General features: G+C 56.9%; 14 protein-coding genes. 7 read left to right on the forward strand and 7 right to left on the reverse strand.

Translation table 11 applies throughout. From position 1 onward, the window contains the following. The first annotated feature begins 67 nt into the window (after positions 1-67). Positions 68-1,225, forward strand: coding sequence for an ABC transporter substrate-binding protein (locus ACZ5FM_RS27110; protein ID WP_464041683.1), 1,158 nt, complete (start codon positions 68-70; stop codon positions 1,223-1,225). A gap of 450 nt (positions 1,226-1,675) precedes the next feature. Here ACZ5FM_RS27110 and ACZ5FM_RS27115 read toward each other — a convergent pair whose 3' ends face one another. The 3 genes from ACZ5FM_RS27115 to ACZ5FM_RS27125 all read right to left on the reverse strand — a co-directional run bounded on the left by ACZ5FM_RS27115 (position 1,676) and on the right by ACZ5FM_RS27125 (position 4,929). Further along, positions 1,676-2,617 carry a GlxA family transcriptional regulator gene (locus tag ACZ5FM_RS27115; RefSeq protein WP_464041684.1) on the reverse strand — a complete coding sequence of 314 codons (942 nt, stop codon included), beginning with the start codon at positions 2,615-2,617 and terminating at the stop codon, positions 1,676-1,678. Positions 2,618-2,751: 134 nt separating this feature from the next. Beyond that, a complete protein-coding gene (locus ACZ5FM_RS27120) occupies positions 2,752-3,894 on the reverse strand; it encodes a DJ-1/PfpI family protein (protein WP_464041685.1) in 1,143 nt (380 codons plus the stop codon). A 273-nt stretch (positions 3,895-4,167) separates the two neighbouring features. Beyond that, a complete protein-coding gene (locus tag ACZ5FM_RS27125; protein WP_464041686.1) occupies positions 4,168-4,929 on the reverse strand; it encodes an IclR family transcriptional regulator in 762 nt (253 codons plus the stop codon). Between the two features lie 122 nt (positions 4,930-5,051). On the opposite strand from ACZ5FM_RS27125, the gene ACZ5FM_RS27130 reads away from it, so the two are divergent. The 6 genes from ACZ5FM_RS27130 to ACZ5FM_RS27155 all read left to right on the forward strand — a co-directional run bounded on the left by ACZ5FM_RS27130 (position 5,052) and on the right by ACZ5FM_RS27155 (position 11,043). Continuing rightward, complete coding sequence (locus ACZ5FM_RS27130; RefSeq protein ID WP_464041687.1) at positions 5,052-6,029, forward strand: mannonate dehydratase; 978 nt, start codon at positions 5,052-5,054, stop codon at positions 6,027-6,029. A 5-nt stretch (positions 6,030-6,034) separates the two neighbouring features. Then, a complete protein-coding gene (locus tag ACZ5FM_RS27135; protein WP_464041688.1) occupies positions 6,035-6,967 on the forward strand; it encodes a carbohydrate ABC transporter permease in 933 nt (310 codons plus the stop codon). Between the two features lie 4 nt (positions 6,968-6,971). Continuing rightward, a complete protein-coding gene (locus ACZ5FM_RS27140) occupies positions 6,972-7,814 on the forward strand; it encodes a carbohydrate ABC transporter permease (RefSeq protein ID WP_464041689.1) in 843 nt (280 codons plus the stop codon). Positions 7,815-7,844: 30 nt separating this feature from the next. Beyond that, positions 7,845-9,128, forward strand: coding sequence for an ABC transporter substrate-binding protein (locus ACZ5FM_RS27145; protein ID WP_464041690.1), 1,284 nt, complete (start codon positions 7,845-7,847; stop codon positions 9,126-9,128). Between the two features lie 69 nt (positions 9,129-9,197). Beyond that, positions 9,198-9,941 (forward strand): ribonuclease activity regulator RraA, encoded by a 744-nt coding sequence (locus ACZ5FM_RS27150; protein WP_464041691.1) that lies wholly within the window; start codon positions 9,198-9,200, stop codon positions 9,939-9,941. A gap of 19 nt (positions 9,942-9,960) precedes the next feature. Continuing rightward, positions 9,961-11,043 carry an ABC transporter ATP-binding protein gene (locus tag ACZ5FM_RS27155; protein ID WP_464041692.1) on the forward strand — a complete coding sequence of 361 codons (1,083 nt, stop codon included), beginning with the start codon at positions 9,961-9,963 and terminating at the stop codon, positions 11,041-11,043. Positions 11,044-11,366: 323 nt separating this feature from the next. Here ACZ5FM_RS27155 and ACZ5FM_RS27160 read toward each other — a convergent pair whose 3' ends face one another. The 4 genes from ACZ5FM_RS27160 to ACZ5FM_RS27175 form a co-directional block, all read right to left on the reverse strand. Continuing rightward, complete coding sequence (locus tag ACZ5FM_RS27160; RefSeq protein WP_464041693.1) at positions 11,367-12,089, reverse strand: MFS transporter; 723 nt, start codon at positions 12,087-12,089, stop codon at positions 11,367-11,369. Positions 12,090-12,277: 188 nt separating this feature from the next. Next, the gene (locus ACZ5FM_RS27165; protein ID WP_464041555.1) at positions 12,278-15,535 is read right to left on the reverse strand and encodes an error-prone DNA polymerase; all 3,258 of its coding nucleotides are present in this window, start codon (positions 15,533-15,535) and stop codon (positions 12,278-12,280) included. Beyond that, complete coding sequence (locus ACZ5FM_RS27170; RefSeq protein ID WP_464041556.1) at positions 15,532-17,043, reverse strand: Y-family DNA polymerase; 1,512 nt, start codon at positions 17,041-17,043, stop codon at positions 15,532-15,534. The genes ACZ5FM_RS27165 and ACZ5FM_RS27170 overlap by 4 nt, the downstream gene beginning before the upstream one ends. Further along, on the reverse strand, positions 16,964-17,731 hold the full coding sequence (locus ACZ5FM_RS27175; RefSeq protein WP_464041557.1) for an ImuA family protein: 768 nt from the start codon (positions 17,729-17,731) through the stop codon (positions 16,964-16,966). Before ACZ5FM_RS27175 ends, ACZ5FM_RS27170 begins: the two co-directional genes overlap by 80 nt. Positions 17,732-17,817: the final 86 nt, after the last annotated feature.

Consider the following 17,817-nt stretch of genomic DNA (forward strand, 5'->3'; position numbering starts at 1 on the left):
CTGGCAATCACAAATGTGGCTCTGTGCACTGAACAAACCGTCTTAGTCATTCTGATTATGGTTGCCGATGGTCGGCGTATTCATTCAGCCGCCAGTCATTCCAAAAAGGATAGTAATTATGATTTGCAAATTGAGAGAAGCAGTGATGATCATCTGCTTGCTGTTCGGTTTTGTGTCGCCAGCGTTGGCAGAGATCAGGGTCACGGATCTTTACGATCGCCATGTCACTCTGGAGAAGCCGGCCAATCGCGTTTTGCTTGGCTTCCACTTCGAAGATTTTATGGCCATTGTTGGTCCGGACGCTATGAACAGGGTTGTGGCCGTCTCGCTTGAGCCATGGAAGGACTGGCGTCCTGCACAATATGCTGCCTACATCAAGGCGATGCCCGCGATTTCAGATCTGGTTGACGTTGGGAGTACATCAACGCAAACGTTTTCTATCGAAAAAGCTCTCACTGCGAGGCCTGATCTGGTGATCCTCGCAAACTGGCAATTCAAAGCGTTGGGTGAATCGGTCACACAGTTTGACCAGGCCGGAATTCCCATCGTCGTCGTTGATTTCCAGTCGCAAACACTTGAAAAACACTTGGCGTCAATTCTGTTGATCGGTCAGGTTATGGGAGCTGATGGGCGGGCAAAAAGAATTGCTGATAATTATCGTCGTGCCGTTGAGGACGTTCTCGAAAGGATCGGAAAAGCCGGACCATCCAGTAAAAGGATTTACGTCGAGTTAGCGCGCGGCGGACCATCCGAAATTGGCAACAGCTATGGCAAGGCAATGTGGGGCGGGATTATCGCGCAACTCAGAAGTATTAACATAGCAAGCGACTATATTGAAAACTGGGGGCCATTGCGCGCCGAGTTCATTCTGCGCAGGCAGCCTGACGTCATATTCCTCTCCAGTGCTGAATGGGCCAGCTATCCTGAGGCCGTTATCATCGGATTTGATACCGGGCATAAGCTGGCAAATGAACGCATTGATGCATATCTGCAGCGGCCCGGCTGGAGGGATTTGCCCGCAGTAAAGACAGGGGACATCCACGTTGTCTATCATGGAGGTTTGGGGACAGTGTTTGACTATACGTATATTCAATATCTCGCCAAAGCGATCTACCCTGAAGTGTTTACGGATATGGACCCGGCCGGGGAACTCAGCAAATTTTATGAAGATTGGATGCCGATAAAGGCGCGTGGTGTCTTCATGATGAAGTATCGTGATAATTGATCTGGAAACGATGGCACCGAAGGTTTGCGCCGGCCAGAAGAAGCGATAACTATAGCGCGATCTCGGAGGGTCATGCCGATACGACAGACGCAGGAAGGATAGGATTGATCTGCCGTGCCTGCATTCCAGCGGCTGAGCTTTGCTACAAGCAACCTTCACTTCGATTGATTTGTCCATCAGCATCTGATCACAACGGTTTCGGTCATGTCATCGCTCCCCGACTTCCAGCACAGAGCCACTACACGCCCTCATCGCTGACGACTTTGGGTCAATCGCGCAGGTCAAAAGCAATCCGGCAGCGCAATCTCGCTCCAGATCATGCGCAGTTTCAAAAAGGCTCGCTATAAGACCAAGCGCTGCTGAAAAAAGCTCACGGGCTTCGCTATGGCATGTTGCATATTGAGTTTGGCCATTTCTGAGGAAAATGACATGAAAACACCACCAGTAGGATCACTCTGATCTAGAGACGCGCCGAATAGCCTGTGGCGGATGTCCGAAAATCCGGATGAAGCTCTGTCGCATCCGGCTCGCATCACTGAAGCCCACCGCACGGGCGACTTCCTCCAGCGACTCTCGGCCTTCCTCTATTCGGGGTCGAGCGGCTTCGGCTCTCAATCGCTCTATAGCCTTGGCTGGCGTTACGCCTGTCGCAGCATGAAAGGCCCTTCCAAATTGCCGTGCGCTCAGGTGGGCGACTTCGGCCAGTCGCTCCACCGGCAAGGGATCACTGAGATGAGTTCGCACGTAGGCGAGCACCAATCGGATTCTATCGGAGTCTGGATTTAGATGGAGCAGCGAGGAATACTGCTGCTGACCTCCGGCTCGACGATGGTAAACTACCAACATTCTGGCTATTGCCAAGGAGGCTTCCCTCCCGAGATCCTCTTCTACAAGCGCCAGAGCCATATCGATACCGGCGGTGACGCCGGCCGAGGTCCAGATATTGTCGGCTTTTATAAAGATCCGATCTGCCTCGACGCGCACGGCGGGGTGCATGGCCTGCAGTTTCGCGGCATCCATCCAATGAGTTGTAGCGCTGACCCCGTCCAGAACACCTGCGGCCGCCAAGACGAACGCGCCAGTGCAGACGCTTGTCGTACGTCGAGCGAGAGCGGAAGCTTCTCGCACATAGTTGATTATGTCTGGCGCCAGGGCGCCCTCAACCAAAGTTCCACCAACAACAAGCAGGGTATCCAGGGGTGTTTGGATCAACGGTTTGGCGTTGATAGTCAGCGCTGATTCACTCACAACCTCGCCACCATTTAAAGACATCACTGTCAAATGATAAGCGCCAGGATTCTGGCGTTCTGCCCACAGAAACACTTCAAGCGGGCCGCTCAGATCAAGCAGGTTAAAGCCGGGGAATACAAGAAAACCTATTTGCCGCGTCATGATTGAACTCGAACGATTATTTCAACTCCAATCTTCACCAAGTCAGTCACCGGAACTCTAGTCAACACGTATATGCCTCGCTCGACGGTTCGCCAGCGAGGCATAGGAATACAAACCTTTGGCGAGTTTCCGAGTTAACCCTCGAAACCAGGATACTCCATAAAGAGCGCAACGTGCCGCGCGGCCTTCCGACCATACGTCTTGGAGATATCGCTCAGCGCGATGTCGAGCGCACGGGTCGCCTGATCTGCATCGAGCGGTGCGAGTGTGCGGTCAACGGACTCCGGGCCACCTGCAACGAGGTCAGGGAGGACAACTAGGCCGTGCGCCAATTGGAAAGGTGCGGTACTCTCTGCAACCGTGACGGCCGTGGTTATGCCCGTCGTGCTATAGGCTTCCGCAGTCAGCGAGAGTGCAATTTCGTCGTCACCAGCTTTTACCGGAATGCCAATTGTGAATTGGGGCTTTGTATCGCCATTCGGCATGTCTGCATTGTCTGGATCGGATTTGAAGACGTCGCTGTTGTGCCTAGAGTCCCACCTGTCGATGCCGACATCACGGGCCACCTGAGCGGCCTTTTCCGGACCAGCGATTGCTTCGACAAGTGCGATAGAGGTCGGCATGGACGCGGTGACGCCTGCGCTGGAAACGAGCCTACCGTCGGCAACATAACGAATATTTTTCTCCCATTTCACCTTCGGGAAAAGCTTCGCGCGCATCTCCTCATTACTGTAGTGTGAGGTTGCCCGATGGCCATCAAAAAGACCTGTGTTGGCGACTGGCAATGCACCATAACAAATGCTGATGATGGTACCCCCCTTCTCGCTCTGCGCCTTGACCCATTGCAAGAGGGTGGTGTCATTAAAGTCTGAGACCGCTGGTACAAACAGATAATCGGCGCCCTGCGGATAACGTTTGTCGAAATCATCGATAGTCGATTGCAGTTCAAAGGTGAGAGGGTGCATTTTAACGGGACCGGGTCTCACAGAGACCGAGACGACATCTGCCACGTCCGCGCGCGCCATTACGCCAAACGGGATACAAAAGTCGCTGATCACAGTGCCCTCATTGAGACCGACCACCGCTATCAATGGCTTTGTGCGGCCAAATCGCGCTTTATATGGCGCGATTTTTTCCAGATTTGGATTATTGGAGGCGTCGATTGCTGGAGATACTTTTGAGCCCTCCTGCGCGGTCGCGGCTCTGGCGCCGAGGGCCAAGCCTCCAATTGCCACGATCCCGGAAACGATTGCTGTCCTTCGAGTCACATATTGCATAGGAAATCCTTCTCATCACTGCCTGGTGCAAGTATTTATCTTGCACCCTGCCGATGTCGTAAAGGACGTAAATCGGTGGTTTTCAGACATTTTAGCTCCCACTCAATTAAGACTGGTGTCGTCGATCCGACGCTGCTATTTTTGGCCAAATCGAACCACATTGTGTATCAGGTAGAGTGTGACGGAACGCCTTGGCTGTCCAAAGCGAAGTGGACGGCTTACTAGAAATGTTCACACAAAGAGCGACGGCGGTACGGTGGTAATGATCTTCATTCACCCGAACCGGCAAAATTCCTCGGAGAGCTTGCAGGCTCCGATAATAGTGCCTCGGAGAATTTCTGCTCTGTCATCGTCGCTTGTGCCTGATATGAATGGAACGCTCAAAGCGGCGATCACTTCGGTGCCGGTGCCACGGATCGGCGCGGCATAGGAGCATACACTCAGGCTGTATTCGCCAGGATCTTCGGCCCACTCCCGCTCCCGCACCAAGGCCATCTCACGTTCGAAGTCATCCATGTTGACAATCGTCCGCTCGGTGAGCGGTGGCCTGTTGCTGCCCAGAAGCCGCTGGCGTTGCCCGTTTTCGAGATAGGCCATCAGCACCTTACTCGCACCACCGGCATGAAGCGGCAAATATTCGCCGATTGTGTAGCTCATTGCATGCGGCGTGCGGGCGCTGGCTCCCGCGACCACCATGATTGCGCCTCTCTCGAACACTGAAATCTTGCATGTCTGGCCGATATCCAGCGCCAGTTTGTCGAGGACGGGTTGCAGGAACCGCAGCCGTGAAATGAAATCGGACCCGGGCGTGACCTTTTCAGCAAGCTGCAGCAGCCTGCCACCAAAAGCGAACCGGCCCGCCGAAACCTCACGAAGCATTCCGCACTCGCTCAGGGAATTCAGCAGCCGGTAAACCGTCGAGCGCGCAAGCCCTGTCCTTTCAACGAGTGCAGCCTGCGAAACGGCATCGCCGACGCTCTCGATGACCTCGAAAATCTGCATCATTCTTTCAATCGTCGGATTGCTGTTCGGCATCGGGCCTCCTGCGTCTTGACGGACGGGCAAATTTTGCGCTATTGTTCATATAAGAAGCATTTAGGTTCATATATGAACTTTTGTTGCGTGTCCAGCGGAAAATGCTGGTTTGGGAGGAAGTCATGAGAATTGCAATGTGCCTTGAGCCCGAGGTCAACTCCAAGTGGCATTACGGCCGTGAAATGGGCGTCGTCGATGGCGTAACGATCCGAGACGTCACGCTGGACATCCCCATCTGGGACCTGCCGACATTGGCAAAGGTACAGCAGTCCTACGAAGATTTCGGCTTCAAGATCGGTGTTATCGAAGGCTGGGTGCCGATGAACAACATCAAGCTCGGTCTTCCCGAAGGTGAGGAAGAGATCGAGCGCGTCATTCGTGTGATCGAAAACATGGGTGCGCTGGGCATCGAGGTGTTTTGCTATAGCTGGATGGCGATCCATGGCTGGATGCGGACCTCGACGACGACCCGCCTGCCAGGCGGCGCGCTGACCACCAGCTACGATCACTCGATTATTGAGAAAGACCAGCGCTCGAAAGGCGAGGTTACGGTTTCGGAAGAGCTGCTCTGGGGTACGCTCGAATCCTTCATCAAGCGCGTCTCGCCAATCGCTGAAAAGGCTGGCGTCAAGCTGGCAATGCACCCCGACGATCCGCCACTCTCGCCCCTGCTGGGTGTCGGTCGCATCATGCGCAGCGTCGACGCTTTCGAGCGGCTTTTGTCGATTTCCGACAGCCCGGCAAACGGCATCACCTTCTGCCAGGCGAATTTTGCCGCCATGAACGTCGATGTTCCTGCAACGATCCGGCAGCTTGGCCGCGATGGGCGTATCCATTTCGTTCATTTCCGCGACATCGATGGCGACGCGAAGCACATCACCGAGACCTTCCACGGTCAGGGCAAGACCGACATGTACGCGACCATCAAGGCCTATCGCGACATCGGCTTCAAGGGCGTGATGCGACCTGACCACGCCCCGGTGATGTGGGGCGAACCCAATGCCAATCCGGGATACGAGGGATTGGGGCGCATCTACGCTGTCGGCTACATGCGCGGCTTGATGCAGGCGGCAGAAGCCGAAGCAGCAAGCACGAGGTAATGGCCATGGCTACGTCATCGGTTCCAGCGGGCTTTTCCAGCCCGCCACTCCCCTCGCGCAAGCGTCGTCACAAGCCGGACTGGCTGGTTGCGTATCTCTTCCTCGCACCGGCTGCCGCAATCTTTGCAGCCTTCGTCGCCTATCCGCTGATCGATGGTATCTCGACGGCATTCACCAGTCGTGCCGTCGCCCAGCCGGGCGTCTTCGTCGGTCTGGAGAATTTCGCAAAACTGTTCGCCGACCCGCAGTTCCGTCTCGCCGCCTGGAATTCACTGGTGCTGACACTGGGTACGGTCGCGGTCAAGCTGGTTCTCGGCCTGACTTTTGCGGTGCTTTTATCGCAGCCGATGCCCATGCGCGGTGTTATCCGTGCTCTGGCGTTCCTGCCCTGGGCCGTGCCGGGCATGATCGCCAGCCTTTCATGGAAATGGATATTCGACGAACAGAGCGGCGTGCTTCAATATCTGGTCTTTTTGCTCGGCGTGTCTGACAAGCCGGTCTACTGGCTGTCCGATCCCTCCGTTGCACTCTTTGCAGTGGCGATCGCCATGGTCTGGCAGGGCCTGCCTTTCTTCACCATGATGTTTGTGGCAGCACTGGCGTCCATTCCATCCGATCTCAACGAAGCGGCGGCCATTGACGGTGCCGGTGTCGTTCGCCGCTTCTTCTCTGTCACGCTACCGCAAATGCGCGGTGTCATGGCGGTGACGGTCATGCTGTCCACCATCTGGACATTCAATTCATTCGAAATGGTCTTCGTGCTGACGGGCGGCGGTCCGGCCGGACGAACGCATATCATGCCGACGCTGGCCTATGACTTCGCCATCGCCCAGAGCCAGCTTGGCCTCGGTTCGGCCGTCATCGTGTCGGTCGTGCCGGTATTCGTCATCCTGATCTTCCTGCTGACCAAACGAATGCTCAACCGGGACGGAGAATAAGACCATGGTGGAGAGAAAAAGAACAAGACTCATCCGCAACATCGTGACCGCAATCGGCATCATTATCGCCCTGTTCTGGTCGCTTGCTCCGGTCTATTGGGTTGTCGTCACCTCGTTCAAGATCCCGCGGGAAATCTACGCCCTGCCGCCGACGCTGTTCCCGTACGAGCCGACGCTGGACAATTATCGCGAAGCGCTGTTCGGTTCACCGTTCCTGCGATACCTGTTCAACAGCTTCGTGGTTGCCGTGGGTGTAACCCTGATATCGGTGTGCCTCGGTGCACTGACGGCCTATCCGATTGCCCGCATGAAGTTCAAGGGTCGCGTCAATGCCGCGCGCCTTATCGTGGCCGCTTACCTTCTGCCGCCATCGCTTCTGTTCATCCCGTTGTTTCTGGTCTTGCAGAACCTTGGTCTGATCGACACCCGCCCCGGCCTGATCGTCGCCTATCTGACATTCACCGTGCCGTTCTGCACATGGATGATGATCGGCTACTTCCACACGATCCCGATGGAGCTGGACGAGGCAGCGCAAATGGATGGCGCGACACGTTTGCAAACGCTGGTCCGCGTGGTGTTGCCGATTGCCACGCCAGGGCTCGCCGTCGTTGCGCTCTTTGCCTTCACCCACGCCTGGAACGAGTTCCTGTTCGCGCTGGTCTACGTTTACTCCGACCAGGCAAAAACCTTCACCGCCGGTCTTTCGGGACTGGTGATGGGCGACACGTTCATCTGGGGCCAGCTCATGGCCAGCTCGGTTCTGGCGATCATCCCCATACTCGTTATCTACCTTGGTGCCCAACGCTACATCGTCGAAGGACTGGCAGCGGGAAGTGTCAAGGGCTGAGATTTTTTATCACCCTGAGGAGGACATGACATGATAAAATTCAGAACAACCCTGATGGCATCTGTGCTGGCGCTATGCGCCGCAACTGCCGCAAGTGCTGCAGATCTCACCGTGTGGGGCCTGCAGGCGTTCAACAAGGATGCCGATGCACTTATCGGCCAGATGGCCAAAGACTTCGGCAAATCGAAGGGCATTGACGTTCAATATGTCGTCGTTCCCGCAAACGTTCTGACCGAACGCCTGGCCTCGGCATTTGAAGGCAAGGCTGCGCCGGACGCCTTCATGCAACTCGGCCAGAATTCGCAATATTACGCGCAGAGCGGTCTCACAAAGCCGGTCGATGACATTCTTGCCGCCATGCGTGCGCGTGACGGCGGCGTTTACGAGAGCATGGTGCCGCAGGCCATCTATGAAGGCCATGCCCATTCCGTTCCGATCGAAATCGACCTCGTGCCGATGTTCGCCCGCAAGGACCTGATCGCCGAAACCGGCCTGCCGGTTCCTGAAACATGGGAAGACCTTCGCAAGGTCAGCCAGGCCATCATAAGGAAGAACCCGCAATATGTCGGCCTTGGCATACCGCTGTCCAATGCCAACGACGCTGAATCGCAGTTGCGCATGCTGTTCTGGTCGTTTGGCGCTGCGATGTTCTCCGAAGACAGCAAAACAGTCACCTGGAATACCCCGGAAACGGTGGCAGCATACCAGTTCATCAAGGACATGTATGAAGAAGGCACCATTCCGCGCAATGTCGTGACCTGGGACGATGGCGGCAACAACACCGCATACCAGACCGGCCGCGCAGCTTTCATCATGAACCCGCCGAGCGTTTATTCCTGGATGCTGGAAAACGACAAGAAGCTGCTGGAAAACTCCGTTCTGATCAATATTCCGAAGGGTCCCGGCGAAAAGGGGCGCTCCGCAACGTTGCTCGGCTCCTTCTCGTGGCTGGTCAGCAGCCAGACGCAGCAGGAAGCGCTTGCCAAGGAATGGATTCAGTATTTCTTCCAGCCGGAAAACTATGAAAAGCTGATCCAGACCACCGGTGGCCGCTGGTATCCGATCTTCCCGGCTGTGGCGAAGAGCATGCCGCTCTTCAAGGACAACCCATCCTTCGCAAACTTCGACAAGCTGGCGACAGACGGCCTGACGATCGGCTTCAAGGGCGCTCCGACACCCCTCGCATCGCAGGTTTATACCGCCAAGATCCTCTCTACATCCGTGCAGCAGATGATCGTTGATGGCAAGTCCGCACAGGATGCCGCCGCCTGGGCGCAGGCCGAGGTCGAAAAGCTGGCTTCTGCAAAGAAGTAATCATTGATCGCCGGGCGGAGACATCAGCCCGCCCGGCTCCCCACCCTCTTTAAAGATGCAGGATCTTCCATGCAGATACCCACGATTGTCCGCCCTCCCAAAGACCTGATCCGGGCGCTTGCCGAAATCGGCACCGCCACGCTGAGCGGCGAAATGAGTAAAATCGGCATAAGAGATGCGCATATTTGCGGACCTGTTTCCGTCTCTCCCGGCAAGACCATTGCCGGCCCGGCGCTGACCTTGCAGTTTCTTCCCAAGCGCGAAGACGTCTACGACATCGATGAATACGGCAACCCCGAAGCCCAGATGCACCGCCAGGTTCTCTACCAGGTCGAGGAAGGCGATGTCGTGGTGGTCGATGCGCGTGGCGATATGCGCAGCGGCGTTTTCGGCGAGATGATGATTACCTATCTTCAGGGCCGCGGCGGCGCCGGTGTCATTGTCGATGGCTGTATTCGCGACTCCCGCAAGGCGCGTGAAATCGGCCTGCCGATATGGAGCCGTGGCACGACCCCTAATTTCCATACGCAGACCGGCCTGTTTCCCCATGCCGTGAACGTTCCCATCGCCTGTGGGGGCACGCTCGTCATGCCAGGCGATATCATCGTGGCCGATGATGACGGCGCCATCGTCGTTCCCGTCAAGGTGGCCGAGCAAGCGTTGAAAATATCCAGTGAACACGCGGAATGGGAAGACTTCTCCCGCCTTCGCCTCTCGCAGGGCGGCGATCTGCGCAAATATTATCCCCTCAAGGACGAAGCACGCGCCGAATACGAAGAATGGCGCGCCGCCCAGGCCACTACCGGTCTGTAAAGGGTAACGGGAGGAAATCATGTCTGGAATTTCGTTACAGCAGATCAAAAAGTCGTTCGGGGCCGTACCGGTGCTGCATGGCATCGATCTCGATATTGCCAAAGGCGAATTCGTCGTGTTCGTTGGGCCTTCCGGTTGCGGAAAATCGACGATGCTGCGCATCATTGCGGGTCTCGAAGAAATTACCTCCGGCACGTTGAAGATCGGTGAAGCCGTCGTCAACGAGGTGCCGCCCGGAGAGCGCGGCATCGCAATGGTCTTCCAGTCCTACGCGCTGTATCCGCATATGTCGGTCTATGACAACATGGCCTTCGGGCTGAAGGTCAGCGGCATGGCGAAAAACGAAATCGATACCCGCGTCCGTCGCGCCGCCGATATGTTGCAATTGACGCCTTATCTGGAACGGCGCCCGAAGAACCTTTCGGGTGGCCAGCGCCAGCGCGTTGCCATTGGTCGCGCCGTTACGCGCGACCCCGAGGTTTTCCTGTTCGACGAACCCTTGTCGAACCTCGACGCCGCATTGCGGGTTGCGACCCGCATGGAAATCGCCAACCTGCACGAGGCGATGCCGGATACGACGATGATTTACGTCACCCATGATCAGGTTGAGGCCATGACGCTGGCCGACCGCATCGTGGTGTTCAATGCAGGCCGTATCGAGCAGATCGGCACACCGATGGAGCTTTACGACACTCCCCAGAACCTCTTTGTCGCCCGCTTCATCGGATCACCTGAGATGAACATCGTTCCGGCAAAACTGCAGAAGAAGGACGGTCGCGCCGAAATCGTAACCGCCGGCAATATCATCGACGTAACCGACAGGAGCGATCTGGCAGCAATCGCAGACAATTCGGATATCAGCGCCGGTATCCGGGCGGAACATCTCTTTCCCGCGACTGCAGAGACGGCCAGAATCAACGGCAAGGTCGTCCATAGCGAAAAGCTGGGCGAAGTCACCATTGTCTATTTCCATGTCGGCGGCTCCACATCTGTGGCGGCCAAACTCCCCGGCGTCGCCTCTCCTCGCAAGGGGGATGAAATCATGTTGACCTTCGATAACGCCAACTTGCATTTCTTCGGCAGCGACGGCTTGAGGATATGAATGAAATGACGTTTTAAGTGCAACTACGCCTTGGTGGGAGTCCAGGTTCTTGCTTTTATCAAATGAGTTGCATGCCCCTCACAGTGGCTTTTTTAGTAGCGCTTCAAATTCTTGGCAAAGGAGGAAACATCCACCGGTGAAGTCAACTGTGAGACCAAAATCAATGTAGCGGCTGTTCGGTAACCTGACGGCCAAGAATTTTACTGACTAGAGTTACTGCCTGCCATACGAATATCTGCTCGGCAAGCTTGCCGCCGCACCCGGCCAGTCTTGTTGACGCTTGCGCAGAAGTTTTACGTGAAAATACAATAGCATTGGTGTTCTTATTCAGAGACGCCAGTGCTTTTTGACGCGCTTTGGGTGGAGAATTGTCGTGTGGTGCGAAAACATATAGCCAACGCAGAACTAGCAAAACAAATTATGCCGCAAGCGATCAAAACTGCATCGCGGCCGTACGTACTCACGAGTGAGGTCATCAGCGTCAGCCCTGCCGGGGCCAGTCCATAGGAGAAGAGAAAATCGAGCGATGAAACACGCGATAGCCTATCCCGTGGAATTTCCTTCTGGATCGCCGTAAACCACGACACGTTGAATATCTCGATACCAACCCCTGCGAAAAAGAAGGCAGTGACCGGTACGGCCAAGTGCTCTGCAAACATCAGGCTGAAAGGGACACACCCGTATAGCGAGAGGCCAACAAGAGCCGCCCAACTTTTATTTATCGGGTGCCAGCGTGTGACAATCACCGCTCCAACAAGCGCACCGACCATGTAGGCGGTCGCTGTCGTGGTCATTAGGGTTGCTCCTCCCGAAACCTCTCTGCTGATACCGGGGACAAGTATTGCGGTTACAGAGTAGCCTGTTGCGATGACGACCGTTAGCGCGGCAAGCCCTGCAATAAACCAGAGATGCCGCTTCGCTTCATGCACGCCCGCAAAAAAGTCGTGAAAAAAAGAGAAAGCAAGGTTCTCTGCAACTGCCTTCCTTGGCAATAAATTTCCAGATGGCGGGATCGTGGCACTGACGAACCAAAGGAGTGCGATCATGCTATTAGTCGAAGAGATCGATCGGAATATGGCTTTGCTGGGGGTGAGCAATCTCGGCGATCTGGACGGGCGATTCTTGCGAGGAGTTGGATAGAATACGCATTGACGTCCGCGGATGCCAATTCTTTAAAGTCCTATAAGCTCTTGATACCAATCGAACCTCCGACCGCTGGCTCTCAAGGTGTAGGTCACTGAAAATTCCGACTTTTCACCTTCAGCGTATCGATGTGTAGGTCACGGACATACATATCTCGAGGAGTCACTACCGGCTTTGGCCTGTCTCTTGAATCTGGCCCACCACCATGGGCAAACTCATCGCCTCGTCCGGTCGGCAGCTTGAAGTCGACATCCCTATCAGCGAGACCAACGAGGTCTGCTGATAAGTCGAACAGTTGTTGTGCGACCAGATGGACAACTTCACCCTCCCGCTGGATCCGGCCATTGATCGCCATCATGCTTGATCCAAGCACAACGCGCCGGCGCTTCTCGAACAGGCTGGGCCAGACAACGATGTTGGCCGGCCCTGTTTCATCCTCAATGGTAATGAACATGACGCCTTTGGCAGAACCCGGCTTCTGGCGAACGAGAACCAGGCCGGACGTGTAAACCCATCTGCCGTCACGCGCCGTCATCGCCTCATTGCAGGTAATGATATTTCTGTGCTGAAGGTCCTTGCGCAAAAATGCCATCGGGTGCTGTCGCAGCGTCAGCCCTGTATGCCCATAGTCTTCGATGACATTGTGCCCCTCGGTCATTTGCCTGAGCGCAACCTCTGGCTCTTGCTGCTCGGCGATCGTCGCCATCTCGCGTTCTGCCGCTGCGGCAAAAAGGGGTAGAGGTTCATCGCGCAACGCTTTGATAGCCCAGAGCGCATCACGGCGCTCAAGCCTCAGGCTTGGACCATAGGCGTCAGCTTGGGCGAGTTGGACGAGCGCTTCCGTTGGCACGCCGGAGCGGCGCCACATATCGTCAACTGAGATGAAATTGCTGTTCATACGTGCGGCGACGATGCGCGCCGCGTCAGCGATCGCCAGTCCTTTTACCTGCCGAAACCCGAGACGGACAGCATGCCGACCGGTGTCGCCGATCGGCTCAAGTGTGCAGTCCCAACGGGACCGGTTGATACAGACGGGCCGAACTTCGACGCCGTGGACCCTGGCATCGCCGACGATCTGGGCTGGCGCATAAAAGCCCATAGGCTGTGAGTTGATCAGCGCCGCGCAGAAGACGTCCGGATAGTGGCACTTGATGAAGTTGGAAGCATAGGCGATCAGCGCGAACGACGCTGCATGGCTTTCGGGAAATCCATAAGAGCCGAAACCTTCGAGTTGGCTGAATGTCTTTTCTGCGAATTCTGCCGTGTAGCCGTTCTTCACCATACCGGACACCAGCTTGTCCTTGAACCTGCTGACACCGCCGGTGAATTTAAAGGTCGCCATGCTCTTTCTAAGCTGATCGGCCTCACCGCCTGTAAAGCCGGCACAGACCATGGCGACGCGCATGGCGCTTTCCTGAAACAGCGGTACGCCGAGCGTCTTTCCAAGGACCGCCTCCAGTTCGGGCGTAGGATACTCGACCGGCTCTTTTCCCTCGCGGCGCCGCAGATAGGGATGGACCATATCTCCCTGGATCGGCCCGGGGCGAACAATAGCCACCTGAACAACGAGATCGTAAAACGTCCGCGGTTTCAGGCGCGGCAACATGGCCATTTGCGCTCTGGACTCGATCTGGAAGGTACCGAGCGTGTCAGCCTTGCGGATCATCGCATAGGTCGCGGCATCCTCCTGCTCGATCTTCGACAGATCGAGATCGTGATCCTTGTGTTCGCGGATGAGCTCGAAGGATTTGGCCATGCAGGTCAGCATACCAAGTGCCAGCACGTCGACCTTCATGAACTTCAGCGCTTCGACATCATCCTTGTCCCATTCGATGATCTGGCGGTCCTTCATGGTCGCCGGTTCGATCGGGACCAGATCATCGAGCCGATCATGGGTCAGCACAAAGCCGCCGGGATGCTGGCCGAGATGGCGCGGCGCTCCCATCAACTGCTGGGCCAGTTTCAGGGTCAGGACGAGCCGGCGATCATCTGGATTGAGATTGAGCTCGCGGACATTGCGGTCAGGGACTTCCTCTGACCATGACCACATGCCCGATGACAACGCCTTGATGACATCCTCTGGAAGACCAAGCGCCTTGCCGACATCACGGATCGCGCCCTTTGCCCTATACCGGGTGACGGTAGCGCAGAGAGCTGCCTTTTCTCGCGTATAGGTCTTGTAGATCCATTGAATAACCTCCTCACGCCGCTCGTGCTCGAAATCCACATCGATGTCCGGCGGCTCATCGCGCTCCTGGCTGACGAAACGCTCGAATAGGAGATCATTGGTGGATGGATCGATGCTGGTCACACCGAGAATATAACAGACGGCGCTGTTGGCAGCAGAACCGCGGCCCTGACACAGGATCCCTTCAGACCGCGCAAAGCGCACGATCGAAAACACCGTCAGGAAATACGGCGCGTATTTCATGGTGCGGATGAGATCGAGCTCATGGCGGACGGTTTTCAGCACATCTGGAGGCAGACCTTCCGGATATCGCGATGGCACACATTCCCAGACATAATGTTCCAGCGAGGCCTGGGCATCCTTGCCGGGCACAATCGCTTCCTCCGGATATTGATAGGTCAGTTCCTCAAGCGAGAACTTGCACCGATGCACGATTTCCATGGTCCGCGCCAAGGCTTCTGGATAACGCGGAAACAGCCGCTCCATCTCCTCCGGTGGTTTCAGGTAGCGGTCGGCATGGCGCTCGCGCTCGAACCCGACATCGTCAATGGTCGTTCCGGTTCGAATACAGGTGACAATGTCCTGAAGCTGCCGCCTGCCCGGTTCATGAAACAGCACGTCATTGGTGACCACCGTCTTCACCTTGAACCGCGTCGCCAGATTGGAAATCTCATGGAGCCGCATCTGGTCATTCGGCCGACGGCGCAGGCAGAGCGAAACATAGGCGCGATCAGCAAATACATCGGCCATTTTCCGCAGGCGCACGGCGCAGATATCGTCGGCAAGATCGGGCACCAGTATGCCGATCATCCCATCGCCATAGGCAATCACATCATCCCAGTGCAGGATGCAATTGTTCTTGCCGCCGCGCGATTTGCCGAGTGTGATGAGCCGGGTCAGCCGGGAGTAAGCGGCGCGATCTGTGGGATAGACCAGGACGGACATGCCCTCAGTGAGATCCAGGCGACAGCCGACGACCAGCCGCACACCTGTTCCGCGAGACGCCTCAAGCGCTCGAACGATGCCCGCCAGACTGTTGCGATCAACAACGCCGACAGCATCGATACCAAGGATCTTGGCGGTTTCGAACAGTTCCTGCGCCGAGCTTGCCCCGCGTAGAAAGGAGAACTGCGTCGTGACCTGAAGCTCGGCATATCTCATGCGAATATCCCGTGTACGAACCACCGGTGGTTTCCGGTCTCGGGATCGACGCCGTCGCCTGATCGGAACACCCACAGGCGCTCGCCGCTCTCATCCTCGACAACGAAATAATCGCGCACCGCGTCCATTTCGCTGTCGCGTTGCCACCATTCACCAAATATGCGCTCAGGCCCATCTGCCCGTTTCACCTTGCGGCGCTTGCCGCGCCAGGTGACCGAAACGGGCGGATGGTCCGGCATAAGGGCGATCACCTCGATCAGTTCTGGTCGCACAAGCAACCTGACCGGTCGTCGCCAGTGATGGACCCACGACACTCCGACCGGGTCGGCCGCCGCACTGATACGCTGGACTGAACGCTCGGGAACGTCCGAGGCCACCGGCGCCACCCGGAAAACCCTGTGGCCGCGGTTGCCGTAAATGTCGATCAGCGGTGAAACGTCGGTGACGTCCTCATCCACCAGGCCAGACGATTTCTGCTCGTCTTCCAGTGGTTCGGTCATAACGGCGACCAGTGTCAGTTTCTCGATACCGAAGCCCGGTTCGATCTTTTCCGTGCGATCGCGAAACAGCTTGGTCAGCCAGGCGACATCACGAGCCGGTTTGACCGTACCAGCGCGGATCGCCTGCCTGACGCCGTCGACCTTGTCGACGATCAGGTCCGCACGTCGCACACCAAGCCCCTTTTTCTGAAGCTCGTCGATCAGTTGGATGACAAGCCGACCGACATATTTGTCGATCGTCTCAGCAGCACCGATCGGCTCGGCAAACGCGCGGGCAACCTCGATCAGATCGACGGTCCGGATCGGCTCGATCGGCTCGGGGGCCCGTCCGAACATCTGATCAAGGCGGCGGCCGATCTCCGGACCGAAGCGTAGGGTCAATGGCGCGCGGGCGGTATTTGCCAGCTCTCCGATGGACTGGAATCCAAGCGTGTGCAGGTCACTGACGATCTTCGGCGGCAAACGCATGAGCGAAATCGGCAGTTTTTCGACAGCACGCATGGTCTCTCCGATCGGCACGATAACGGTTTCCCGGCTGATGGCACGCGCGCAGGCATGCGCGGCACCCCAGCTATCGGCGACGGCCACCCGGGCTGTCAGCTTTTTTGCCATGAACTGGTTTGCGATCTTCGTCACCATCGGCAGTTCACCACCCTGCAAGTGATCGGCACCCTCGGTGTCCATGACAATCCCATCTGCACCGTCGACTGCGACGATCGGGGAATAGAGCGTCAAAGCCCAAAGCGTGATCCGCTCCAGCGCCGCGGCGTCCGTACTCAAATCTGCATCGACCATCATCAGTCCGCGAAATAGCGCCTGCGCTTTGGCTGCCGACATGCCGACACGAACCCCTGCCCTTTTTGCAGCCGCATCGGCGGCCGACACCCAGCGTTTCGAGCCGCTTCTGGCAATCACGGCGATGGCCTGTTCAGGCGGAATAGCCGGATCGTCGCGGCGAATGCGATCGGTCGGCAGATCGGGTAGATAGATCGAGACGACCCTTGTCATCACACGCCCTCACGAGAAACTCAGCACACTCACCCGCTTTCACGCGCATCAACTCCACAAACCAACGCGGCCTGCCAACACCTGGAACCGGCAGTTCGTCCGACGGCATCACGCTCACCCTCCACCGGGTGGTCGAGGCCGTCGGCTGCCCGAAATCACTGGCTTCCGTCTGTCGCCTCCAGCGGCGAACAGCCAGTGCCATCGTGCCGGTACGCTCGGCCGCGAGCTGCAGTCGGCGCGAGCCGACCATCGGCAAACGGACGAGTTCACCGACAACGGCGCCGAGGCCTCCGAAGGAAAGCCCCTCCTCCATATTGGCAAGCACGTCCTCCTCCTTGTCGGACTCGACAAAGATCACCCGATCGGCATGCAGGTCGACCTGCGCCAGCGCCGGGAAAAACAGATCCGGTCGTGTCAGGCACCAGACGATCGGTCCCTTCGTGCGTGCCGCGATGCCCGCCACGAAAAGAGCAGCGGCCGCACCATCGACAGTCCCCGATCCACCTCCGGCAAACTCATGAAGCGCACCATAAGCCAAGCCGCCGCCCGGCAGGGCAGCATCCATTTCGGGCAGGCCAAAAGACAGGCAGCCGGCTTTTTTCTCCGTCGTGGTTTCGAGCGACGCGATGCGCTCACGCAGATCAGCAATCACACCGTCTGACACCCTTGGGGCGCGGGCAGCAGTCATCGTTCACGGCTCCCTTCAAGGTCGTGTTGGCAGGCCGACATCATGTCGTGCAAGTGTAGATGTTCTGTTTTTGTTCCTGCGCAAGA

The sequence above is a fragment of the Agrobacterium sp. 5Ca50 genome (assembly GCF_055381905.1).